The 23,319-nt window shown below is 73.6% G+C and carries 17 protein-coding genes, 1 pseudogene and 1 riboswitch; of the genes and pseudogenes, 8 read left to right on the top strand and 10 right to left on the bottom strand.

The window, feature by feature from the left end:
- Positions 1 to 79 precede the first annotated feature (79 nt).
- From ACIQIB_RS07690 to ACIQIB_RS07655, 8 genes are all read right to left on the bottom strand, one after another.
- A complete protein-coding gene (locus tag ACIQIB_RS07690) occupies positions 80 to 412 on the bottom strand; it encodes a hypothetical protein (RefSeq protein ID WP_363605096.1) in 333 nt (110 codons plus the stop codon).
- Positions 409 to 1,416, bottom strand: coding sequence for a hypothetical protein (locus tag ACIQIB_RS07685; RefSeq protein WP_400757216.1), 1,008 nt, complete (start codon positions 1,414 to 1,416; stop codon positions 409 to 411). Before ACIQIB_RS07685 ends, ACIQIB_RS07690 begins: the two co-directional genes overlap by 4 nt.
- A gap of 60 nt (positions 1,417 to 1,476) precedes the next feature.
- Positions 1,477 to 1,617 (bottom strand): hypothetical protein, encoded by a 141-nt coding sequence (locus ACIQIB_RS07680; protein ID WP_400757215.1) that lies wholly within the window; start codon positions 1,615 to 1,617, stop codon positions 1,477 to 1,479.
- 207 nt (positions 1,618 to 1,824) lie between these two features.
- Positions 1,825 to 2,817, bottom strand: a complete 993-nt coding sequence (gene meaB / locus ACIQIB_RS07675) for a methylmalonyl Co-A mutase-associated GTPase MeaB (RefSeq protein WP_363605091.1) — start codon at positions 2,815 to 2,817, stop codon at positions 1,825 to 1,827.
- Positions 2,818 to 2,829: 12 nt separating this feature from the next.
- Positions 2,830 to 5,034 (bottom strand): methylmalonyl-CoA mutase, encoded by a 2,205-nt coding sequence (gene scpA, locus ACIQIB_RS07670; protein ID WP_363605090.1) that lies wholly within the window; start codon positions 5,032 to 5,034, stop codon positions 2,830 to 2,832.
- Positions 5,031 to 6,959, bottom strand: coding sequence for a methylmalonyl-CoA mutase family protein (locus ACIQIB_RS07665; protein ID WP_400757213.1), 1,929 nt, complete (start codon positions 6,957 to 6,959; stop codon positions 5,031 to 5,033). The genes scpA and ACIQIB_RS07665 overlap by 4 nt, the downstream gene beginning before the upstream one ends.
- 282 nt (positions 6,960 to 7,241) lie before the next feature.
- Positions 7,242 to 10,001: an FtsX-like permease family protein gene (locus tag ACIQIB_RS07660; protein ID WP_400757212.1), complete on the bottom strand. Its 2,760-nt coding sequence runs from the start codon at positions 9,999 to 10,001 to the stop codon at positions 7,242 to 7,244.
- The gene (locus ACIQIB_RS07655) at positions 9,998 to 10,765 is read right to left on the bottom strand and encodes an ABC transporter ATP-binding protein (protein WP_400650611.1); all 768 of its coding nucleotides are present in this window, start codon (positions 10,763 to 10,765) and stop codon (positions 9,998 to 10,000) included. The genes ACIQIB_RS07660 and ACIQIB_RS07655 overlap by 4 nt, the downstream gene beginning before the upstream one ends.
- A 243-nt stretch (positions 10,766 to 11,008) precedes the next feature.
- On the opposite strand from ACIQIB_RS07655, the gene asnB reads away from it, so the two are divergent.
- The 3 genes from asnB to ACIQIB_RS07640 all read left to right on the top strand — a co-directional run bounded on the left by asnB (position 11,009) and on the right by ACIQIB_RS07640 (position 16,002).
- Complete coding sequence (gene asnB / locus ACIQIB_RS07650; protein WP_363605085.1) at positions 11,009 to 12,841, top strand: asparagine synthase (glutamine-hydrolyzing); 1,833 nt, start codon at positions 11,009 to 11,011, stop codon at positions 12,839 to 12,841.
- 162 nt (positions 12,842 to 13,003) lie between these two features.
- Positions 13,004 to 13,177, top strand: a riboswitch (M-box (ykoK) riboswitch).
- Positions 13,178 to 13,528: 351 nt separating this feature from the next.
- Positions 13,529 to 15,172, top strand: a complete 1,644-nt coding sequence (locus ACIQIB_RS07645) for an NRAMP family divalent metal transporter (RefSeq protein ID WP_400757210.1) — start codon at positions 13,529 to 13,531, stop codon at positions 15,170 to 15,172.
- 167 nt (positions 15,173 to 15,339) lie between these two features.
- Complete coding sequence (locus ACIQIB_RS07640) at positions 15,340 to 16,002, top strand: YoaK family protein (RefSeq protein ID WP_400757235.1); 663 nt, start codon at positions 15,340 to 15,342, stop codon at positions 16,000 to 16,002.
- A gap of 14 nt (positions 16,003 to 16,016) precedes the next feature.
- On the opposite strand, the pseudogene ACIQIB_RS07635 reads toward ACIQIB_RS07640, so the two are convergent.
- Positions 16,017 to 16,256: pseudogene (locus ACIQIB_RS07635) on the bottom strand (Uma2 family endonuclease); the annotation flags it as partial.
- 117 nt (positions 16,257 to 16,373) lie between these two features.
- The gene (locus ACIQIB_RS07630) at positions 16,374 to 17,042 is read right to left on the bottom strand and encodes a hypothetical protein (protein ID WP_400757208.1); all 669 of its coding nucleotides are present in this window, start codon (positions 17,040 to 17,042) and stop codon (positions 16,374 to 16,376) included.
- 435 nt (positions 17,043 to 17,477) lie between these two features.
- Between ACIQIB_RS07630 and ACIQIB_RS07625 the strand changes: the two genes are divergently transcribed.
- The 5 genes from ACIQIB_RS07625 (at position 17,478) to ACIQIB_RS07605 (ending at position 23,284) form a co-directional block, all read left to right on the top strand.
- The gene (locus ACIQIB_RS07625) at positions 17,478 to 18,002 is read left to right on the top strand and encodes a PadR family transcriptional regulator (RefSeq protein WP_363605080.1); all 525 of its coding nucleotides are present in this window, start codon (positions 17,478 to 17,480) and stop codon (positions 18,000 to 18,002) included.
- Complete coding sequence (locus ACIQIB_RS07620; protein WP_400757206.1) at positions 17,999 to 18,685, top strand: ABC transporter ATP-binding protein; 687 nt, start codon at positions 17,999 to 18,001, stop codon at positions 18,683 to 18,685. The genes ACIQIB_RS07625 and ACIQIB_RS07620 overlap by 4 nt, the downstream gene beginning before the upstream one ends.
- Positions 18,682 to 20,910: an FtsX-like permease family protein gene (locus ACIQIB_RS07615; protein WP_400757205.1), complete on the top strand. Its 2,229-nt coding sequence runs from the start codon at positions 18,682 to 18,684 to the stop codon at positions 20,908 to 20,910. Before ACIQIB_RS07620 ends, ACIQIB_RS07615 begins: the two co-directional genes overlap by 4 nt.
- Before the next feature lie 213 nt (positions 20,911 to 21,123).
- Positions 21,124 to 22,005, top strand: coding sequence for a hypothetical protein (locus ACIQIB_RS07610; protein WP_400757203.1), 882 nt, complete (start codon positions 21,124 to 21,126; stop codon positions 22,003 to 22,005).
- Positions 22,006 to 22,132: 127 nt separating this feature from the next.
- Complete coding sequence (locus tag ACIQIB_RS07605; protein WP_363605074.1) at positions 22,133 to 23,284, top strand: ATP-binding cassette domain-containing protein; 1,152 nt, start codon at positions 22,133 to 22,135, stop codon at positions 23,282 to 23,284.
- The last annotated feature ends 35 nt before the right edge of the window (positions 23,285 to 23,319 follow it).

Below are 23,319 nucleotides of genomic sequence, written 5' to 3'. Positions count from 1 at the left end.
TCGCGGGGCGCGCGGGCGTGCGCGCTCCCGCGACGCTACCGGCCCGGCGGGGCCCAACTGACCGACATGTGATGGACCGTCACGCGGAGACGTTCGGCAACTCGCACAGCCGGCGCAGGGCAGGGATCGCGGCCTGCCGCACGACCACGTCGCCGGTATGGGCTCCCTCGATCGGGCAGGGCTTGAAGGTGCCGTTCTCCACCAGCCCTTCGGGGTCGACGTAAAAGATGCGCATATCCATCTCGCGGGCGCGCTGCTGGACCGCGCGCCGGTCTGCGTGCAAGCCGACGACCAGCAGGGCCCGGGCCTCGGGCAGCAGCGGCACCGGTGGGATCTTCTGGTCATAGCGGCGGACGAAGACCTCGGGCAGCCCGGCCCGCGCCGAGAGGCTGTCGAAGTTGTGCGTGATCACCGGGCCGACACCAAATGGCCGGTGGTGTGGAGGGCCTTGAGCGCGCGGTGCGCGGCCGTCGGCTCGGCCAGGAAGTATGCGCGGAACATCGCGACCAGGTCGGGTGCCTTGGTGTCGGCGCTGAGCAGCATCTCTGGGATCAGCGTGTCAGCCTCGTGGCTGAGGGTGAAAGCGTGGGACTGCGTCAGGGTGTTGTCGCGGCGGTCGGTGACCCGGTACACCTCGTGCAGGTAGTGCAGCGGCGGGATACCGGCTTCGATCGACGTGCCGCAGCCGACCTCGACCTGAAACGGCAGGAAGTCCAGGATCGGCGTCAGGTCGGGCGCGATCGTCGGCTCTCCACGTCGGTCCTTGATCCGCATGCCGCCCGCGAGAACGTCCCACGGCAGGTTCCGCACGGTGCGCGGAACCTTGAAGTCCTCCGAGATGAAGCACAGGTCGACGGACCGGAAGCCGGTCGGCGTGGGGCGCCCGGCACGCTCGTCCTGTGGGTGGTCGTCGTACTCGGCAACGGCGACCCGCAGGTCACCCTTCGCCCACACACCGTCGCCCTTCGAGCGCCACGCGCCCTGGTCGAGCCACATGCCGATCTGCCGCAGGTGTGTGGCGATCTCGTCGGCCGGGGCGGTGAAGGAGTGGAACAGGTACAGGTCCGAGAGGACCAGGCGCGTGACGGGGAACGTGTAGTCCAGCCCGTACTGGTAACGGTAGGCCCAACCGGGGGCGGTCGAGCAGACCTCCAGCAGGGTGTCCAGCGCGGTGTCCGACTGTCGGGTGTCCGCCTGTGCAAGGGCGATGTCGAGCAGCAGGCGGTTCCGCGCGGACGGCGTGAGGCTGGAGGTGTCGCCGATCGATTCGAACAGGCCGAGCGCCTTGCCGGGGCGGCCGGTCGATACGGCAGTGCCGACGGCCTGCGCGGTGACCGTGGCCGGCCCGAACGCCGTGCCGTTCACGGTCACGTCCCGGCCCATCCGGGCGGCGACCGCGTGGCCTTGGGACAGCAAGTCGTCGGCCCCGTCGACGTTGCCCTGACGGGCCGCGACGACGGCGGCGAACGTGACGTGTCACCCGTAGGTGGCGAGCAGGCCGAGCTCCCGGTGCCCGTAGTGGGGTTCGATCGACTCGTACGACGCCCGTGCGGTCTCCTCCGCCTGGTCGAGCCGGGCATCCCGCATGTAGATCCACGACCGGCCGGACGCGACCATGGCCGAGCGGACGGTGTCGCCGGAGCCGGTAGGTCTCCCATGCGGCGGTGAGCCCGGCCGCGAGCTCGGCCGGGGGCGGCGGCTGCACGTCGACGCCGACATCGGCGGCGGTGTCGTGGACGGCGCGGGACAGTTCGCGCGGCCGTGCCGCCTGACCGTACGACGAAGCGCCTCGACATCGCGTGCGAGTCGAGGCGCTTCGTGGACCTAGGAGGCGCCGAAGAAGCTGTCCAGGATCTGCTGGGCGGCCAGGCCGGCCGGGAGGGAGCCGGCGCGGACCTGGGCCTCCAGCTCGGGGGCCAAGCGCCGTACTTCGGGGTGTTCGTGGAGGCGGGCGTAGAGCTGGTCGTGGACCATGGCCCAGGTCCACTCGACCTGCTGGTCGCGCCGCTTCGTCGCCAGCGCGCCGGTGGCGTCGAGGACCTTGCGGTGCTGCTGGAGCCGTTCCCACAGTACGTCGAGTCCGGCGCCGTCCCGGCCGCTGCAGGTGAGGACCGGGGGTGTCCAGGGCGCGTCCGGGGCCTGCAACAGCCGTAGCGCGCCGGCGAGTTCGCGCGCGGCGGCGCGGGCGTCGGTCTCGTGCGGGCCGTCCGCCTTGTTGACCGCGATGACGTCGGCGAGCTCCAGTACGCCCTTCTTGATGCCCTGCAGCTGGTCCCCGGTGCGGGCCAGGCTGAGCAACAGGAAGGTGTCCACCATCCCGGCCACCGCCGTCTCGGACTGGCCGACTCCCACCGTCTCGATCAGCACGACGTCGTAGCCGGCCGCCTCCATCACCACCATCGACTCCCGGGTGGCCTTGGCGACGCCGCCGAGGGTGCCGGAGGTGGGGGAGGGGCGGACGAAGGCGTGCGGGTCGACGGCGAGGCGCTCCATCCGGGTCTTGTCGCCCAGGATGGAGCCGCCGGTGCGGGAGGACGTCGGGTCCACGGCGAGCACCGCGACCCGGTGTCCCGACGAAGTGAGCATCGTGCCGAAGGAGTCGATGAAGGTCGACTTGCCGACACCGGGCACACCGGTGATGCCCACCCGGACCGCCCCGCCCGCGTGCGGCAGCAGCCGCTGGAGCAACTGCTGGGCCAGCACGCGGTGGTCGGGCCGGGTGGACTCGACGAGGGTGACGGCGCGCGCGATGTGGGCGCGCGAGCCGTCCAGGACACCCGTCACGTAGCTGTCGAGGTCGATCGTCCGTGGAGGCATGCGATCAAAATCTCACAGCTCGTGGCCGAGGTCGGCGGCGAGCGTCCCCAGCAGGTCGTAGGCGGCGTCCGGGATCACCGTGCCGGGCGGGAAGACGGCCGTCGCCCCCGCCTCGTACAGGGCGTCGAAGTCCTGCGGGGGGATCACCCCGCCGACCACGATGGTGATGTCCTCGCGCCCGGCCTCGGCGAGTTCGGCGCGCAGCGCGGGCACCAGGGTGAGGTGTCCGGCGGCCAGCGAGGAGACGCCGACGATGTGCACGTCCGCCTCGACGGCCTGGCGGGCGACCTCGGCCGGGGTCTGGAACAGCGGTCCGACGTCGACGGTGAAGCCGAGGTCGGCGAAGGCCGTGGCGATCACCTTCTGGCCGCGGTCGTGGCCGTCCTGGCCCATCTTGGCGACCAGGATGCGCGGTCGGCGGCCCTCGGCCCGCTCGAACCGCTCGACCAGGTCACGGGTGCGCTGTACGGAGGCCGACGGCCCCGCTTCGTCACGGTACACGCCGGAGATGGTACGGATCTGGCCGGAGTGCCGGCCGTACACCTTCTCCAGGGCGGCCGAGATCTCGCCGACGGTGGCCTTCGCCCGGGCCGCGTTGACGGCCAGGTGCAGCAGGTTGCCGTCCAGCGAGCCGCCGCGCTGCGGGCCCGCCTCGGCGGCCCGGGTCAGCGCGTGCAGCGCGCCCCGGCAGGCGGCCTCGTCGCGCTCGTCGCGCAGCCGGCGCAGCTTCTCGATCTGGCGGGCGCGCACCGAGGAGTTGTCGACCTTGAGCACCTCGATCTGCTCGTCGCTCTCCACCCGGTACTTGTTGACGCCGATCACCGGCTGGCGGCCCGAGTCGATCCGGGCCTGGGTGCGGGCCGCGGCCTCCTCCACGCGCAGCTTGGGGATGCCCGCGTCGATGGCCTTGGCCATGCCGCCGGCCGCCTCCACCTCCTGGATGTGCTGCCAGGCGCGGCGGGCCAGGTCGTGGGTGAGCTTCTCGACGTACGCGGAGCCGCCCCACGGGTCGATGACGCGGCAGGTGCCGGACTCCTGCTGGAGCAGCAGCTGGGTGTTGCGGGCGATCCGGGCGGAGAAGTCGGTGGGCAGGGCCAGCGCCTCGTCCAGCGCGTTGGTGTGCAGCGACTGGGTGTGGCCCTGGGTGGCGGCCATCGCCTCCACACAGGTGCGGGTGACGTTGTTGAACACGTCCTGCGCGGTGAGCGACCAGCCCGAGGTCTGCGAATGCGTGCGCAGCGACAGGGACTTGGGGTTCTTCGGGCCGAACTCCTTGACCAGTCTGGCCCAGAGCAGCCGGGCCGCGCGCAGCTTGGCGATCTCCATGAAGAAGTTCATGCCGATCGCCCAGAAGAACGACAGCCGGGGCGCGAAGGCGTCCACGTCCAGTCCGACGTCCAGGCCCGCCCGCAGGTACTCCACGCCGTCGGCCAGGGTGTAGGCCAGCTCCAGGTCGGCGGTGGCCCCGGCCTCCTGGATGTGGTAGCCGGAGATGGAGATCGAGTTGTACCGCGGCATCTTCTGCGAGGTGTACGCGAAGATGTCCGAGATGATCCGCATCGACGGCTGCGGCGGGTAGATGTAGGTGTTGCGGACCATGAACTCCTTGAGGATGTCGTTCTGGATGGTCCCCGCCAGCTTCTCGGGCGCCACCCCCTGCTCCTCGGCGGCCACGATGTACAGCGCCAGGACGGGCAGCACCGCGCCGTTCATGGTCATCGACACCGACATCCGGTCCAGCGGGATGCCGTCGAAGAGCTGGCGCATGTCGTAGATGGAGTCGATCGCCACGCCCGCCATGCCGACGTCACCGGTGACCCGCGGGTGGTCGCTGTCGTAGCCGCGGTGGGTCGGCAGGTCGAAGGCGACCGAGAGGCCCTTCTGACCGGCCGCCAGGTTGCGGCGGTAGAAGGCGTTGGACTCCTCGGCGGTGGAGAACCCGGCGTACTGCCGGACCGTCCACGGCTGGTTGACGTACATGGTCGGGTACGGGCCGCGCAGGTACGGGGCGATGCCGGGGTAGGTGCCCAGGAAGTCCAGGCCGGCCAGGTCGTCCGCGGTGTACAGCGGTTTGACGCCGATGCCCTCGGGGGTGTCCCAGAGCAGTTCCTCGACGTCCTTGCCGGTGGCCTGCCGCCAGGCGGACCGCCACTGCCCGTCGGTGACGTCCGGGCCGGTGTCCCCGTCCAGCCCGATCTCGGTGAAGTCGGGGATCATCGCGCCACTCCGATCTCGGTGGTCTCGTCCAGGATCTCGTCCCGGGCCCCGCTCAGGATCTCGTCCTGGAGGGCGGTCAGCACGGCGACGGCGTCGCCGCCCGCGAAGACGAACTCGTCCACGCCCGCCCGCCGGTAGGCCTCCCGCTGTTCGCCCGGCCGCCCGGCCAGCAGCACCCGCCGGGCCCCGGCGGCCTTCAGCGCCGCGGCGACGGTCTCGGCGTGCTCGCCGTACAGCCGGTCGCTGGAGCAGAGGCAGGCCACCCGGGCACCGCTGGCGGTGAACGCCTCGGCCAGCGCGGCGGCGTCGGTGCCTTCGGCGGCGGTGGTCGCGATGCCGCCGGCCTGGAACAGGTTGGCGGCGAAGGTGGTGCGCGCGGTGTGCGCCGACGCGGTGCCGATCGAGGCCAGGAAGAGCCGCGGCCGTTCCCCGGTGGCGGCCAGCCGCGCGTCCGAGCGGTCGCGCAGTGCCTCGTAGGCCTCGGCGCGCCGCACCCGGGGCAGCCCGCCGGCGGGCCCGGCCGGGGCCGGCTCGCGGACCAGCGGCTGCTCGTCCAGGTTCGGGAACTCGCTGACCCCGGTGACGGGTTCGCGCCGCCTGGCCAGCGCGACCGAGCGCTCCGCCCAGGTCGCGGCGATCCGCTCGCCGACCAGTCCGGAGCCCAGCGCGGCCTGCTGGCCGCCGGCCCGTTCGATCTCCTGGAACCAGGCCCAGGCGGCCCGGGCCAGCTCGTCGGTCAGCCGCTCCACGTACCAGGAGCCGCCGGCCGGGTCGATCACCCGCGCCAGGTGGGACTCCTCCAGCAGGATCGCCTGGGTGTTGCGGGCGATCCGGCGGGCGAACGCGTCCGGCAGGCCGAGCGCGCTGTCGAACGGCAGCACGCTCACCGCGTCCGCCCCGCCGACCCCGGCCGCCAGGCAGGCGACGGTGGTGCGCAGCATGTTCACCCACGGGTCGCGCGCGGTCGTCATCACCGTGGAGGTGACGGCGTGCTGGCGCTGCGCCGAGGCCTCGGGTGCGGCCCCCGACACCTGGGCCACCCGGGCCCAGAGCCGGCGCGCCGCACGGAACTTGGCGATCGTCAGGAACTGGTCGGCGTCGGCCGCGTAGCGGAACTCCAGCTGCCCGAAGGCGGCGTCGACGGAGAGCCCGGCGGCACCGAGCGCACGCAGGTAGGCGACGGCGGTGGCGAGCGAGCAGCCGAGCTCCTGCGCGGGGGAGGCGCCGGCCTCGTGGTAGGGGAGGGCGTCGACGGTCAGTGCCCGGACGCCCGGGTACCCGTCGGCGCAGCGGGCCGCGAGCGCGCCGGCCTCGGCGAGCAGCGCGTCGGTGCGTTCGGCCCGGCCGGTCCTGGCCTGGAGGCCCAGCGGGTCGGCGCCGAGGCTGCCCGCGGCGGCGCCGGGGGAGACGTCGCGCTCCCGGTAGAGCGTGAACAACCGCTCGGCGGCGTCGGTGAATTCGGCGCCGGCGTCGAGCACCACGGCGGCCAGGTCCGGATAGACGCCGGACAGTACCTCGGGCAGCGCCGCGACCGGCAGGCCCGCGCCGCCCAGCTCCAGCCAGAGCGAGCCGACGCCGTTCTCCAGGTCCGCGAGCACCGCCTCGTTGGTGCGGCGCGGGTCCGGGTCGGCGTGCCGCTGGCGGACGTCCCAGCCGGAGACGGCGGAGCCCTGCGGCCGGCCGCCCCGGACGAACGGCGGGAAGCCGGGGTGACCGGGCGTGGCCGGGGCGTCCTCGGCGGTGTACAGCGGGCGGGCGCGCAGCCCGTCCTGGAGCGCGGTGGTGAGCGCCTCCTCGGCCGCCGCGCCGTCCGCGGGCTGGGCACCCGACTTGCGCAGCACACCCTCGACGAGGTGCTGCCACTGCTCACGGTGTGCTGCCGGGAACTCGGCGGCCAGGGGAAGCCCTTCGGGCGGGACCGTCATGTCCGGCAGGTTAGCGTCCGGCGGCGGGCGTGCAGGAGAGGCGGGGAGTGTGACCTTTCCCTCGCTCTGCCGCGTCGGTCCACTCCGGACCGGGTGGAGTGCACCGGAACCGGCGTGCGCGAGCCTGCTGGACGGGCGGTTCGGGGGCACTGTCCGGCCCGGACGGCGAAACGCGTTCCGCCCGGGGCCTTGGCCGGCCGCGTCCAGGGGTGACAGGCCCGGCCCGGACGGCCGGGTGGCCCGCCTCCGGACCGGAGACGGGCCACCCGCGGTGAGCCCGCGTCAGGAGACGCGCCGGGTCAGCCGGATCCGCGAGCGGGTGAACGCCGCCGTGATCAGCCCGGCCACCACCGGCAGGACGAGCGCGGTGAGGGCGATCAGCACCCAGGGCGCGGTGACCGGTGCCGAGCCGCCGTCGAGGCCGCCGGCGGTGCGGACCTTGAGCAGGCTCATCGCCGGGACGAATCCGTTGACCGTGCCCAGGACGGCCCCGAGAGCCGCGATCAGCGCGCACTGCAGTCCGGCCAGGGTGCGGCGGATCCGGGGCGGGGCGCCGACGGCCGCCAGGGTGGCCTGGTCGTGCCTGGAGTCGGCGGCCGCGAGGCCGGTGGCGATGCCGGCCGCGCCGAGGACGACGAGGGCGGCGAACCCGCTGAGCGACAGGGTGACCAGGTCGCTCTTGGGCTGGTAGCCGCGCTCCACCCCGACGCCGGCCATCCGGTCCAGCCGGGCGGCTGCGGCGTCGGCGCGCTGCTGCGCCTTGTCGTCCGGCGGCGTGGCGGGCAGCCAGATGGCACCGGTCGCCTGGGCGGAGAGCCCGAGCCTGTGCACCGTCGCCGGGTTCACCAGGACCTGTCCGTACCGGGCGGCCGACGGGTTGTCGACCAGGACGGCCTCCACGCCGACCTCCTGGACGTCCGGTGCGGGGATCTCGCCGGGCTGCAACGGGGCGCCGCCGCCGCGCAGCTGGAACACGGCCTTGCCGTCGAACAGGTAGGAGGGGTCGAACACGACCGCCTTGCCCGCGGCGAGCGCCTGCTCGGCGGCCGGATCGTGCACGGCGAACAGGTTGTGCAGGACGGCGTCGTCGCCGACGACCAGCCGGCCCTGGCCGGCGAACCGCCTGGTCCGGTCGCCGCCCTTGGGGTGGACGGTGCTGGAGCAGTTGGCGCAGAAGCGGTAGACGGCCTGGTAGAGGTCGCCGCGCGGGCCGAGGTCCGGCAGCTCCTGCTCCATCGTGGCGCGCAGCCTCGGCAGGTCGGGGCTGTCGACGCCGGTGGTCAGGGTGACGGCGCCGTTCGGCGTCTGCGGCCGGTAGTCCTGCCGGGCCTGGGCGTCGGTGCTGGCGGTGTAGACGCCGACCGCGACGGCACCGGCGACGGCGGCCATGACGGCGGCGACGGCGGGTGCGGTCCTGGAACGGTGCCGGGCCGAGTCGCGCAGGGCGAGCCGGGCCGCGATCGGGAGGAAGCGGGCGAGCCGTCCGAAGAGCGAGATCAGTACCGGGGTGCAGGCGAGCAGGCCGAGTTCGGCGCTGACCGAGCCGCCCAGCACGCCGAGCGTCCGGGCGTCGTACCCGCCGGCCACCGGGGTGCCGGGCATGCCGGTGCCGCTGCCCGCGCTGTAGAGCGCGAGCGCGGCGCCGCCGGCCAGCATCACCAGGCCGAGCAGGGTGATCCAGCGGTTCGGCGCGTTGACGGTGTCGCGGCCGGAGAGGCCCGCGGTGACGCTCCGCCGGGCGGCCTGCAGGGCGGGCAGGGCGGCGGCGAGCAGGGCGGTGGCCACGCCGATGCCGGCGATGGCGGCCAGGTCGAGCGGCGCCGGGTCGAAGTGGCCGAAGCGGCTGCCGCCCGCCCGTTCGATCCAGGGCCGCACCAGCGCGACCAGGCCGATCCCGAGGACGACACCCGTCACCGCACCGGCCAGGCCGAGGACGACGCCCGCGCCGAGCACCACCGCGCCCACGTGGGTCCGGTTGCCGCCGGCGGCGGCGAGCAGGGCGAGCTGACGGCGCGAGCGGCGGGCGCCGACCGCGAACGCGGGGCCCGCGAGCAGGGCGACCTCCAGCAGCGCCATGCCGGTGACCGTGGCCACCATGACGGCGGTGGTGGTCCGGGCGGAGGTCTCGGCGTACCGGGGGCCGTCCCGGTAGTAGGGGACGGCCGAGCGGTCCGGCGGGTCGAGGGCGACGGAGCGGGAGGTGACGGTGTAGCCGTACGCGTTGAACTCCCGCACCTTGGCCCAGTCGATCACCGCCCCGGCGGGGAGCCGGACCAGCCAGGCGTCCGTGCTCACCGGCTTCTCGTCCGCCGACCCGATACCGGCCACGGGCCTGTCCCTGTCCCGGGCCTCGGCCAGCGGGGTGATCAGCTCCCCGGGGCGGGCGACGAGTTCGACCTTCCTGAGGTCGCCCGGGTGTTCGACCACGCCGGTGATGGTGAAGGGGGTGCGGTCCAGCCCCTTGACCGCGGTCGTCCCGCCGAGCCGCAGCCCGGACCGTTCGAGGAAGGCCCGGGTGGCGGCCGCCTCGTGCGGGGCGCCGGGGGCGCGGCCGTCGACCACATCGAGCCGCCCGGCCCAGACCGGGTCGGTGAGGTCGGCCTCGGCGGTGTCGGTGCGGAGCAGGCCCTCGCGGGAGCCGGCGCTGGCCTCGGGGCCCGGCCGGGCCGCCGTGAGGACGCTGCCCTGGGGCAGCAACGAGGCCACCAGCGTGGCGGGTTCGACGGCCGCGCCCTTGGTCTCCTCGGGCGTGGCGGGCTTCCCGGGGGTGGCGGTGCGGGTGAGGGTGCCGTCGTCGGCGAACGGGGCCTGCTCGACGGTGCGGCCCGGGGCGAGGGCGCTGATCAGGGCGTCGGAGCCGCCCATCACCCGCTCGACGCGCTCGGCCGGGGTGAGCTGTCCGCTGCGGTGGACGATGTCGGCGCCGGTGACGCCGATGACGGGCAGGGCGACCATGGCGACGACGAGGGCGCTGCGGCCCTTGGCGCGCAGGGCGTCGCGGCGGGCGATGCGCAGGGCGACCCGCCAGGCGCTGAGCTTCACCGGGCCACCTCCGGGTGGCCGGCGCCGAGGTCGCGGAGCGTCCCGTCGGGGCGGCGGGTGCGCTCCTCGACGATCCGTCCGTCGCGCAGGAGGACGACGCGGTCGGCCCAGCCGGCGTGGGCCGGTTCATGGGTGACCATCATGGCGGCGGCCCCGGCGTCGCAGCGGGCCCGCAGGACGGCGAGGACGGACTCTCCGGTGGCGGAGTCGAGCGCGCCGGTGGGCTCGTCGGCCAGCAGCAGCCGGCGTTCGCCGATCAGTGCGCGGGCGATGGCGACGCGCTGCTGCTGGCCGCCGGACATGTCGTCGGGGAAGCGGTCGGCGAGCTCCGGGATGCCCATCTCCTCCAGGGCGGCGAGGGCCTCGCGGCGGGCGGCGCGGCCGGAGACACCGTCCAGTTCGCGCGGCAGCGAGATGTTCTCGGCGGCGGTGAGGGCCGGGATCAGGTTGTAGTCCTGGAAGACGTAGCCGATCGAGCGGCGCCGGACGGCGGAGAGCCGCCCCCGGCTGAGCCCGCCGAGCGGGGAGCCCTCGACGAGCACCTGGCCGGCGCTCGGGGCGTCCAGGCCGCCCGCCAGGGTCAGCAGGGTGGACTTGCCGGACCCGGAAGGGCCCATCACGGCGACGAACTCTCCGGCGTGCACGGTGAGTTCGACCCCGCGCAGCGCGTGCACTTCGGACGCGCCCTGCCCGTGGACCCGGGTGACGTTCTGCAGACGCAGGACGGCCTGGCCGGCGGTCCTGATCGGATCGGTGCGGGACACACTTTCCCCCTCATTGAGCTGTTCAGCTGCATATGCAGGTGAACTATATATGCAGGGCGACGACCGCTCGTGCCATCGGGGTGGCAGAAAATGTGTCCGATTCCGCTGGAACCGCAGGTGACCACCGCCCGACTGGTGGACCGGGCGCCGCCGGGCGACGGCCCGTCCGACCCACCCGCCCCGCCTGTCCCACCCGCTCCACCTGCTCCGTCCGACTCTGTCCGCCACAAGGAGTGCACGCGCATGTGCGGAATCACCGGCTGGGTGTCCTTTCATCAGGACGTCCGCCACAGCGCCCCCGTCATCGAGGCGATGACCGCGACCATGGCCCTGCGCGGGCCCGACGCCGGCGGGATCTGGCTCGGTGCCCACGCCGCGCTCGGTCACCGCCGCCTCGCCGTCATCGACATCGACGGCGGCGCCCAGCCCATGGCCGACCGCCAGGAAAACCCGGGCGTGGTGCTGACCTACAGCGGCGAGGTCTACAACCACCACCAGCTCCGCGCCGAACTCCGCGCCAGGGGACACCGGTTCGAGACCCGCAGTGACACCGAGGTGGTGCTGCGCGCCTACCAGGAGTGGGGCGACGCCCTGGTCGACCGGCTGGAGGGCATGTACGCCTTCGCGATCTGGGACGAGCGCGCCGAGCGGCTGCTGCTGGTCCGCGACCGGCTCGGCGTCAAGCCGCTGTTCTGGACCGCCGTCGGCGGCGGACTCGCCTTCGGCTCCGAGCCCAAGGCCCTGTTCGCCCACCCCGAGGTCACCCCCGCCGTCGACGCGGACGGCCTGCGCGAGGCCTACAGCCTGCTGTTCAACACCGGGCCCACGGTCTGGGCCGGCGTCCGCGAGGTGCACCCCGGCGGCCTGCTCGTACTCGACCGGGACGGCATCCGCGAGCGCCGCTACTGGGAGCTCCAGGCCCGCCCGCACGCCGACGACCTGGACACCACCGTCGAGCGGGTGCGCTCGCTGGTCAACCGCGCCGCCCGCGCCCAGCTGGAGGCGGACGTCCCGCTCTGCAGCCTGCTCTCCGGCGGCCTCGACTCCACCGTCGTCACCGCGCTCGTCGCCGACGAACTCCGGCTGTCCGAAGGCCCGCAGGCCAAGCTGCGCTCCTACGCCGTCGACTACAGCGACCAGGCCGAGCAGTTCACCGGCGACGTGCTGCGCACCGGCCACGACACCCCGTACGCCGCCGAGGCCGGCGCCTTCATCGGCAGCGACCACTCCACCGTGGTCCTCGACCCGCGCACCCTGCTCGACATCGAGAACCGCCGGGCCGTGGTCGTCTCCCGTGACTCGCCGATCGGCGTCGGCGACATGGACACCTCGCTCTACCTGCTGTTCGGCGAGATCCGCAAGCACTCCACCGTCGCCCTCTCCGGCGAGGCCGCGGACGAGGTGTTCGGCGGCTACCCGTGGTTCCACAACCCCAAGGCGCTCGCCGCGCAGACCTTCCCGTGGCTGCTGGTCACCGGCGACGAGGCCGCCATGCCGATCAACCCCGACCTCGCCGCCCACCTGCGGATCGGCGAGTTCCGCGACGACACCTACCGCACCTCGCTGGCCGCCGTCCCGCACCTGGACGGCGAGAGCGCCGCCGAGCACCGCCAGCGCGAGATGCAGCACCTCTCGCTGACCCGCTGGCTGCGTCAGCTGCTGCACCGCAAGGACCGCCTCTCGATGGCCCAGGGGCTGGAGGTCCGCGTCCCCTACTGCGACCACCGGCTGGTCGAGTACGCCTTCAACGCCCCCTGGTCGATGAAGAGTTACGACGGCCGGGAGAAGAGCCTGCTGCGCGCCACCGGTCAGGGCCTGGCCCCCGACTCGGTGCTGTGGCGGCCCAAGAACCACTACCCGGCGACCCACCACGCCGACTACAACAGCGGCCTTCAGCGGCTCGCCCGGGAGGCGCTCGACGCGCCGCACGTCCGCGACATCGCCGACGAGACCGTCATCAAGGCCAGCCTCGACACCCCGGCCGACCAGTTGGAGTGGGGCCACCGGCTGCGGCTGGAGCGGGTGGTGGACCTCGCGCTCTGGCTCGACCACCACCGCCCCGCGCTCGCCCTCTGAGGCCTGCCGCCCGCGCCGCCCGCTCCCGCCCCGGACACCCCCGGGCCGGGAGCGGGCCCCGTTCCACCCGCTTTCGCCCAGGTCCCGGTCAAGCTTCTACAAAGCTGTAGAGACCCGTTCGGCGGAGGGGCTATGCTTCTCAAGGTTTGACAGAAGACGAAGAAGGCACCTCGTTCGGTGAGGCGTCTTCACGGACACAGGCCACTGACCCGACGACGTCGAGAGACGCCCAGGTTCAGGACAGATCCTCCCGACTTAAGGGTTGATCCCAAGTGGCTTCCCCGCCAAGGGGATTACGCCGTGAAGTGCCAAAGCTCTGACGAGTAGGGGTGTGCCGGCCCGGCGGGTCGGCCCGCTCCTTGCCGTGTCGATCCGGCGCACCCGTGGTGCGTCGCCGGCCGGGAGGAGGCGAGAGACATGGACAGTAGTAGTCCGGGCCACAGTCGCCCCGGCCCCCGCCTGCTTTCGCTCACCCCCGGCACGCGGTAACAACCTCCCCCGCGCGTACTCCTGACGCACCGTCATGCCCCGCCGCCCCCGGCCCGGCCGTGACGCGCGTCCGGCGCGCCGCCATGCCCGCCCGGCCCTTTGCCGCCGCGGGCCGCGGTGCCGTGCGCCCGCAGGGGGGATCGCTGCTGCGCGCCCCCGACCGGCCCCCTCGCAGAGAAGGGGTCAGGGAGGCACGTCATGACGAACGTGATGCTCGACCCCGAGGTTCCCACGCCGCGTGCGGCCGTACTGGACGACGCCCACCTGGGCGACATCAAGGGCGCCCTCGGCACCATCCGCCTCGACGACGACACCCCGCGCCACGGGCTCTCCGCCCGGCTCAGGACGCTGCTCGCGGTCATTGGTCCCGGCCTGATCGTGATGGTCGGCGACAACGACGCCGGCGCCTTCGCCACCTACGGTCAGGCCGGCCAGAACTACGGCACCCACCTGCTGTGGACGCTGCTGCTGCTCGTCCCCGTCCTCTACGTCAACCAGGAGATGGTGCTCCGCCTGGGCGCCGTCACCGGGGTGGGCCACGCCCGGCTGATCCTGGAACGGTTCGGCAGGTTCTGGGGCGCCTTCTCGGTGATCGACCTGCTGCTGCTGAACGCGCTGACGCTGGTCACCGAGTTCATCGGCATCACGCTCGCGGCCGGCTACCTCGGACTGCCCAAGGCCCTGGCCGTCGTGCTGGCCGCCGCGGTCATCATCGCCTCCGCGTTCACCGGCTCGTTCCGGCGCTTCGAGCGGATCGCCATCGCCCTGTGCGCAGGCTCGCTGCTGCTGGTACCGGTCTACTTCCTGATCCACCCGTCGGCGACGCGGATGGCCCGTGACCTCGTCGTGCCGAACCTGCCGGGCGGCGCCGGGCAGTTGTCCACCGTGATGTTGCTGATCATCGGCATCGTCGGGACCACGGTGGCCCCCTGGCAGCTGTTCTTCCAGCAGTCGTACGTCATCGACAAGCGGATCACCCCGCGCTTCATGGCCTACGAGAAGGTCGACCTGTGGATCGGCATCGTCGTCGTGGTCGTCGGCGCCGCCGCGATGACGGGCTTCACCGCCGCGGCCTTCGCGGGCACCGACGGCTTCGGGCAGTTCACCGACGCGGCGGGCATCGCGCACGGCCTGGCCGTGAAGGCGGGCGAACTCGCCGGGGTGCTCTTCGCGATCGCGCTGCTGGACGCCTCGATCATCGGGGCCTTCGCGGTCTCGCTCTCCACCGCGTACGCGGTCGGCGACGTGCTCGGCGTGAAGCACTCGCTGCACCGGGGCGTGGGCGGGGCCAAGGGTTTCTACGCCGTCTACGCGGGCCTGGTGACGGTGGCCGCCACCATCGTGCTGATCCCCGGCTCCCCGCTCGGTCTGCTCACCGAGGGCGTCCAGACCCTGGCCGGCGTGCTGCTGCCGTCCGCCTCGGTCTTCCTGCTGCTGCTCTGCAACGACAAGGACGTCCTCGGCCCCTGGGTCAACGGGCCCCGGACCAACGCCTTCACGGCGGCGGTGGTCGGCGTCCTGGTCACCCTCTCGGTGGTCCTGACCGCGGCCGTGCTCTTCCCGGACATCAGCGCCGACACCATCCTCACCGTCATGGCGGTCTGCGGCGTCCTCGGGGTGTCGGCCGCCGGGTACTCCTTCGTCCGCCGGCGCACCGGCACCGAGAAGGACCGCATCGACCGCACCGGGCGGGAGAACTGGCGGATGCCGCCGCTGGAGACCCTCGCCCGGCCCACGGTCTCCACCGCCTACAGGATCGGCATGGGCGCGCTGCGCGGCTACCTGCTGGTCGCGATGGTCCTGGTCGTCGTCAAGATCGTCCAGGTCGCGCTCAACCACTGAGCCGCCGAGCCTCCGGACTCGCCCCGACCGACCTGCGGGCCCGCCCGGTGCTCGCCTGACCGGGATCCCGGGCCGACGGGCGTAGAACGGAGTACCCGCGATCATCGAAGCGCACCACTGGAGGACACAGGGTGAAGACCGACCGCCGCCACGGCCCGCTGGTACCGATGCTGCTGGTGCTCACCGTCGTCACCGGGCTGGTGGACGCGGTCAGTTACCTCGAACTCGGCCATGTCTTCGTCGCCAACATGACCGGGAACGTGGTCTTCCTCGGCTTCGCCCTGGCCGGCGCGGCCGGGCTCTCCGCCACCGCCTCGCTGGCCGCCCTGGCGGCCTTCCTGGTGGGCGCGTTCGCCGGTGGCCGGCTCTGCGAGCGGCTGCCCGGTCACCGGGGAAGGCTGCTCGTCGCCTCGGCCGTGATCCAGGCGGTCCTGCTGGCGGGCAGCACCGCCCTGGCGGCCGTGGCCGGCCACACCACCGACGCGGCCCGGTACGGCCTGATCGGCCTGCTCGGCTTCGCGATGGGCCTGCAGAACGCCGTCGTGCGCTTCCTCAAGGTCCCCGACCTCACCACCACCGTGCTGACCATGACCCTGACCGGCCTGGCCGCCGACCGCGCGGGCGCCCGCCGCCTCGCCTCGGCCGTCTGGATGTTCGCCGGCGCCCTGCTCGGCGCCCTGCTGGTCTTCCACGCCACCGTCACCACCGCGCTGGCCGTGGCGCTCACCCTGCTGATCGCGGTCGCCGCCGCCACCCACCGCGCCTCCACCTCCGCCCCCGGCGGGCCCACCCCGGCCTGGACCCGCCCGGGGGGCGCCGGGGACAACTAAGGCGTGGGGCGCCGTCAGAACCCGTTGGTGTCGAGGCTGAGGCCGAAGGGCTCCGGCAGGTGCACGGGAGTCCCGAACGGGTGCGGACCCTCCACACGCGTGTAGCCGAGCTTCCCGGGCTGGGAGAACAGCGTGCAGGCGCGTTCCTGGCGGTCCACCAGCAGGTACACGGGTGCCCCGTACTGCGAGTGCCGGCGGCGTTTGGCCGTGCGGCCGGTGTCACCGTTCGACGGTGACGTGACCTCGACGACCTGCTCCACCGTGCGGTGCGAGATCTCCGCGAACGCCCTGACCCAGTCGACGGGTTCGGCCGGCGGCTCAAGGGTGGGGTGGCGGCTCGCGGCTGCGGGTGAATCGGCCATGGGCGCAGCTCAGCCCTCCTGCGGGCCGCCCGGGCTGCGGCTGCCGCGGCCGCTCCAGAGCGGTTCCAGGCGGGCCCAGGACCGCTGCCACTCCTGGTCGGCCCGCCGGTCGAGGGCGCGCAGCCGCAGTGCGAGGCCGCCGCCGAGCGCGGCGGCGAGGGCGGCGAAGCCGGAGAGGCCGGTGCAGACCGCCTCGACCGCGACGCCGACCCGGGTGGCCGGGGGGTCGGCCCGTCCGCCGTCGTCGTCCACCCAGACGGTGACGGTGGACCCGGCGGTGGCGGAGCGGGGCGCCTCGGCCCGGCCGGTGTGCTGCTGCCCGTCGGGGTACGCCCAGGAGACGGTGACGTCGGCCCGGCTCTCGTAGCCGCCCGCCCAGCGGCTGTTCGCGGCGTTGCCGGGCCGGGCCGCGGTGAGCAGGACGGCGTCGACCCGGTGCAGCCGGGCGCGGTCCGCCGAGGCGTCATGGTCGGCGGCGTGGAAGGAGAGCAGCGCGGCGCCGACGGCGGCGGACAGCGCGAGGAGCAGGCCCAGGAGCGCCGCGGCCCACGCCCGGCTGCGGGACCGGTCCAGCGGTCGGACGGGCGGATCGCGGCGGGCGCCGAGGGCCCGTCGCAGGTGCCGGCCCGCCCGCCGCGGCAGCGACGCGGCCCGGGTCGGGCGGGGTGTGCTGGACACGATGCGTGCTCCTCCGGGGTGTTCGCCGGGCTTCGGCATCCAATCTCTCTCCGCTCCCGGTCCGCGCACAAGGGCTGAGCGGACCGTACCGGCCGGTCCCGTACCGGGACCGGCGGCCTGACGACAGGGACGTTCGGCCCTCGGCGGGGGAGGGGGCGGCAGGGCAGGCTGGTCCCGGCCGCGTCCTCTTGTTGCCGGGACGCGGCGAGGTCCGGCCTGCTGTGGGGGCTCGCCGGGCCGCGGTGTGGAGCAGGGGACGGACGTGGGGCCGTCCCCTGCTCACGCATGTCCCGCCCGGCCCGGCCGCTCCCGTGCGTCAGCGCCCAGCCGGCCCTGACCGCCTCCTGACCGCCTCCTGACCGATGTTCGAGCAGCTCGGCGGACTATTCTCGCCAGCTATACACTCGAAGTATACGTCTGGTGTATGGTCAGCTCATGAGTGTTCCTTTGACCCTTCTGGGCCTGCTGGAGCGAGAGCCGAGCCATGGCTACGACCTCAAGCGCGACTACGACGCCTTCTTCGGGCGGGGCAAGCCCCTGCCGTACGGCCAGGTCTATGCCACGCTCGGCCGACTGGCCCGGGACGGCAAGGTCGTGCCCGCCGAGGCGGAGCCCGGTGACGGTCCCGACCGCAAGCGCTACGTCATCACCGAAGCCGGGGTGACGGAGTTCGAGACCTGGCTCACCGAGCCGGTGTCGCCCGAGCCCAATCTTCAGACGGTGCTCTTCACCAAGGTCGTCCTGGCCCTGATGCTCGGCCGCGACGCCGAGCTGTACCTCGACACCCAGCGCGCCGCCCACCTGCGGCGGATGCGCGAGCTGACCGAACTGCGGCGCACGGGCGCGCTCGTCGACGCCCTGCTCGCCGACCACGGACTGTTCCACCTGGAGGCCGACCTGCGCTGGATCGACCTGACCACCGCCCGGCTGGACGCGCTCGCCGAGGCGGTGCGGTCATGACCCACCTGATCGAGGCCCGCGACATCGAACTCGCCTTCGGCGAGACGCCCGCCCTGCGCGGCGCCGGTCTGGCCGTCGACGCCGGCGAGGTGCTCGCCATCATGGGCCCGAGCGGCTCCGGCAAGTCGACGTTACTGCACTGCCTGGCAGGCATCCTCGTCCCCGACGCGGGGGAGGTCCACTTCGACGGGCAGCGGATCGACACCATGAACGAGGCCCAGCGCAGCGCCCTGCGGCGCGACCGGTTCGGCTTCGTCTTCCAGTTCGGCCAGCTCGTCCCCGAGTTGACGGCCGAGGAGAACGTGGCCCTGCCGCTGCTGCTCGGCGGCACCCGCCGTACGGCGGCCCTCGCCGAGGCCCGGCCCTGGTTCGCCCGGCTCGGCCTGGACGGCCTGGAGCGGCGCCGCTCCGGCGAGCTGTCGGGCGGTCAGGCGCAGCGGGTCGCGCTCGCCCGCGGCCTGGTCGCCCGCCCGCAGGTGCTCTTCGCCGACGAGCCGACCGGCGCGCTGGACTCGCTCACCGGCGAGCAGGTGATGGAGCTGATGGTCGGCGCCGCCCGCGAACAGGGCACCACCGTCATCCTGGTCACCCACGAGCCCCGGGTCGCCGCCTACGCCGACCGCGAGGCGATCGTCCGGGACGGGAAGGCCACCTCGCTCTCGGCCGGACGGATCGCCTCGTGATCGAGTTCGCGCTCCGCCTCGCCGTCAGCGGCGGCCGGGAGGCCATCGCCCGGCTGATCGTCATCGCCGCCGCCGTGGCCATCGGCGTCGGCATGCTGCTCTCCACGCTCGCCAGCATCAACGCCGTCGACAAGGCCAACGACCGGGTGCTCTGGTACAACACCGGGGCGGCCGCCCGCACCGAGACGGCGGCGGTGGACCCGCTCTGGTGGCGGACCCACGCCGACTACCACGACGGCGTCAGGCTCTTCGAGGTGGACGTCGCCGCCACCGGGCCGACCGCGCCCGTCCCGCCGGGCCTGGCCGCGGTGCCGGCACCCGGCGAGTACTACGCCTCGCCGGCCCTCGCCAAGCTGCTGCGCGAGACCCCGGCCGTCGAGCTGGCCGACCGCTTCCCCGGCCGGCTGGCCGGCACCCTCGGTGACGAGGCCCTGCAGTCCCCGGACTCGCTGGTCGCCGTCATCGGCCGCACCCCGGAGGAGGTCAGGGCCCAGCCCGAGGCCAGGACCGTCACCACCATCGCCACCACGCTCCCCGCGGCCTGCGACAACGACTGCCCGGGCGGCGGCGTCCGGGGCGACGCCATGACGCTCATCCTCTCCGTCGTGGCCGGCGCGCTGATCTTCCCGGTGCTCATCTTCATCGGCACCGCGACCCGCCTCTCCGCGGCCACCCGTGAGCAGCGGTTCGCCGCGATGCGCCTGGTCGGCGCCACCCCCCGGCAGGTGTCGGTGATCTCCGCGGTGGAGTCCACGGTGGCCGCCGTCGCCGGGACGGCCGTCGGCTTCGCGCTCTTCCTCCTGCTGCGCCCGGTGGTCGCCACCGTGCCGTTCACCGGCGAACGGTTCTTCACCGGCGACCTGACCCTGACCGCCGTCCAGGTGCTGGGGACCGTCCTGGGCGTCCCGGTGGCGGCGGCGGTCGCGGCCCGGTTCGCGCTGCGCCGGGTGACCATCTCGCCGCTGGGCGTCTCCCGCCGGGTGACCCCGCGTCCGCCCCGGGCCTGGCGGCTGGTCCCGCTGCTGGGCGGCCTCGCCGAACTCGCCTGGTTCGTCGACCGCCGCCCGGATACCACCGACGGGCAGACGGCGGCCTACCTCACCGGCTTCCTGGTGGTCATGCTGGGCCTGGTGGTCGCGGGGCCCTGGCTGACCATGGCCGCCGCCCGGGCCGTGGCCCTGCGCACCAGCCGCCCCGCCACGCTGATCGCCGTCCGGCGGCTCGCGGACGACCCCAAGGCGGGCTTCCGCTCGGTCAGCGGCCTGGTCCTCGCCCTCTTCGTCACCACCGCGACCGTCTGCATCATCGGCACCATCAACGAGAACCGGGGCTCACTGGCCGGCGATCCGCTGACCCGGACCGCGGTGGAGCACGGTGCCATGCTGGACGAACCGCCGATGACGGACGCCGTACCCGACCGCGTCCTGGCGGACGTCCGGGCCGTCCCGGGGGCCAAGGGCCTGGCGGTGGTGCACGCCAACCCGGACAAGATCGCGAAGGACCCGGCGGACCCCCGCCCCTTCGCGCCCGGCCTGGTGCTCTGCTCGGACCTGGCCCGGATTCCGGTGGTCGGCCACTGCCCGGCCGGCGCGAGCGCCGCGGCCATCCCGCTGTACGCGTTCCTCGACCTGCGGTCGCAGGCCGACACGGAGTGGCCCGCCGCGCCGATCACCCCCGAGGCCCTCGGCCGGCTGCCGGTCCAGATGATCTACGCGACCACCGACGGCTCGACGGCGGCCATGGAGCAGACCAGGACCGTCCTCACCCGCGCCTACCCGCACTACATGTCCCGGACGGTCGGCGACTGGGGCTCCGAGCAGCAGCGGCAGATGGCGGGCTGGCGCCAGCTGGCGAACGTGGTGCTGCTCGCCACCCTGCCCATCGCGGGCTGCAGCCTCGCGGTGAGCGTGGTCGCGGGTCTCTCCGACCGCAGGCGGCCGTTCGCGATGCTGCGGCTCACCGGGGCGCCGCTGCGGCTGCTGCAACGGGTGATCGGGCTGGAGAGCGCGCTGCCGCTGCTGGTGGTGGCCGCGATCGCGACCGGGACGGGTTTCGGGGCGGCGGCGATGTTCCTCAAGTCGCAGATGCGCTACGACCTGGTCTCCCCGGGCACGACGTACTTCGTCCTGGTCGTCCTCGGGCTGGTCGCCTCGCTCGGGATCATCGCCTCGACCCTCCCGCTGCTCCGGCGGATCACCGGCCCCGAAGCGGCCCGCAACGGCTGACCGCACCCGCCCGGCCCAAGGCCCCGGGTGTCGCGCCTCCTCACGGGGGGAGGCGCGGCACCCGGGGCTTTTCCGTGTCCGCGCCCCCTCGGCCGGTGACATCTGACGTTCACCTTCCGCCCATTGACCCTGTTGGAACGCCCCTGTTGTAATCCTCTTGGCGATAAAGAACGTCGTTCTGCTATCCCGAACAATCGAGAACAGTAGAGGTGAGTGGCAGTGAAGCTGGGCCGGATCAGCATCAGCGCCGCCCTCGTGGCGGCCGTGGCCGTCGCGGCGGCGACCCCCGCGCAGGCCGCGAGTTGGACGCGGACGTCGCAGTACTACCGGTGGACCGGATTCAACGCGCTGGAGCGCGGGCAGGGCGTGGCGACCGACGGCACGTACTTCTACTACGCGGGCCCGGGCGGGATGGTGAAGGCGACCATCTCCAACGACCACGAGGTGGCCTCCTCCACCTTCCCGATCCCGTCGGCGCTCGGCTCCTCGTTCAAGAGCGACCACATCGGCGACCTCGAGTACTACGGCGGCTATGTGATCGCGCCGATCGAGGACGGCAAGAACGGCTACCAGCACCCGGTGCTGGCGCTGTACAACGCGAGCGACCTCAGCTACACCGGCCGCTACCTCCAGCTGCCGCTCGCGCAGATGCCGGGCGGCGTGCCGTGGGTCGCGGTGGACGCCGCGGCCGGCCTGGTCTACACCGCGCCGTGGTCGCAGAACACCGCGGACGGCACCGACAGGCTGGTCGCCTACAGCCTGTCCGACCTGCTCGGTCTGCCGGCCGGCAGCACCCTGCCGGTGGTGAGGACCGTCACCCTGTCCCAGCCGCTGAGCCGGATCCAGGGCGCGGCCATGTGGCAGGGCAGGCTCTACGCCTCGGTCGACGACAGCGGCAAGTCCGTCTTCTCGATCGACCCGGTCTCCGGCCAGGTCGCCTACGAGTTCCACCAGGACGCCGAGCCGGGTGACGAGGTGCAGGGCATCGCCGCCTGGGACCTCGGTCCGTCGGGCGGCCAGCTGCACATCGTGCACGTCGGCTCCGGCTGGAAGTCGATCTTCCTCTACCTCCAGCACTACACCAAGACCGGCTGATCCACGCGGCAATCCGCATTTCATCGGCAGGTCACCGGCGCGCCGCCGCCACGACCGGGTGGCGCGCCACCATGTTCAGACACGCAGATCAATGTTCGGAATCACAGAACTTGAAAGGCCGGCAGGCATGCCAGACGTGGTACTGGAGCAGATCTCGAAGACCTACCAGGGTGCCAGGGGAGTCCGCCACCAGGCCCTGACCGGGATCGACTTCACCGTGCCCAGCGGCGAGTTCGCCGCCCTGCTCGGCCCGAGCGGCTGCGGCAAGTCCACCACCCTGCGCATCGTGGCCGGCCTGGAACGCGCGGACGGCGGCGACCTCAGGATCGGCGGCCGCTCGGTCACCCGGGTGCCCGCCGCCGAACGCGGGCTGGCGATGGTCTTCCAGAACTACGCGCTCTTCCCGCACCTCTCGGTCGCCGAGAACATCCTCTTCGGCCTCCGGTCCCGCCGGGTGCCGAAGGCCGAGCGGACGGCGCGGCTGGCCGAGGCGGCCCGGCAGCTGCGCCTGGAGGAGCAGCTGAACCGCCGCCCCGCCCAGCTCTCCGGCGGCCAGCGCCAGCGGGTCGCGCTCGGGCGGGCCCTGGTCAGCGGGGCCGAACTCGTCCTGATGGACGAGCCGTTGTCCAACCTGGACGCCCGCCTCCGGGCGGACATGCGCACCGAGCTGCGCGAGCTCCAGCAGCGCCTCGGGCTGACCGTCCTGTACGTCACCCACGACCAGGTCGAGGCGATGACCATGGCCGACCGGGTGATCGTCATGCGGGACGGCGGCATCGACCAGATCGCCGCCCCCGAGGAGCTGTACGCCCGCCCGGCCTCCACCCGGGTCGCGTCCTTCATCGGTTCCCCGCCGATGAACCTGCTCGACGTCCGCCGGGACGGCACCGCGCTGCTGCTCGGCGGTCCCGGCGGGGGCGGCACCGCTGTCGACAGCACCGCCGCCGACGGTCCCCTCCGGATCGAGGCCGCCGCCCTGCTCAGGGGCCTGCCGGACGGGCTGCCCGAGGAACTGGTCCTCGGCATCCGCCCGGAGGACCTGACGCCGGGCCCGGGCGAGCTGACCCTGCCGGCCGTCCGGATCCGGGACGAACTCCTCGGCGCGGACCGGCTGATCGCCTTCCGGGTCGGCGGCCGCACCGTCCAGGTCAGGGTCCGCGCCGACGAGCACCGCCCCGGCGGCGACCGCCTCGGCGCCCGGTACGCCGCCTGCCACCTCTTCGACCGCCGGACGGGAGCCCGCCTCGACGTCCGCCGGCCGGCCGGCGTCCCGCGCTGAACCCCCGTCTTCCCCTCGCCAGTTCCACCGATCCT

Origin of the sequence: Kitasatospora sp. NPDC092286, from assembly GCF_044755565.1 — a bacterium.
Classification (GTDB): domain Bacteria; phylum Actinomycetota; class Actinomycetes; order Streptomycetales; family Streptomycetaceae; genus Kitasatospora.
This window is presented reverse-complemented; position numbering and strand designations above follow the sequence as displayed.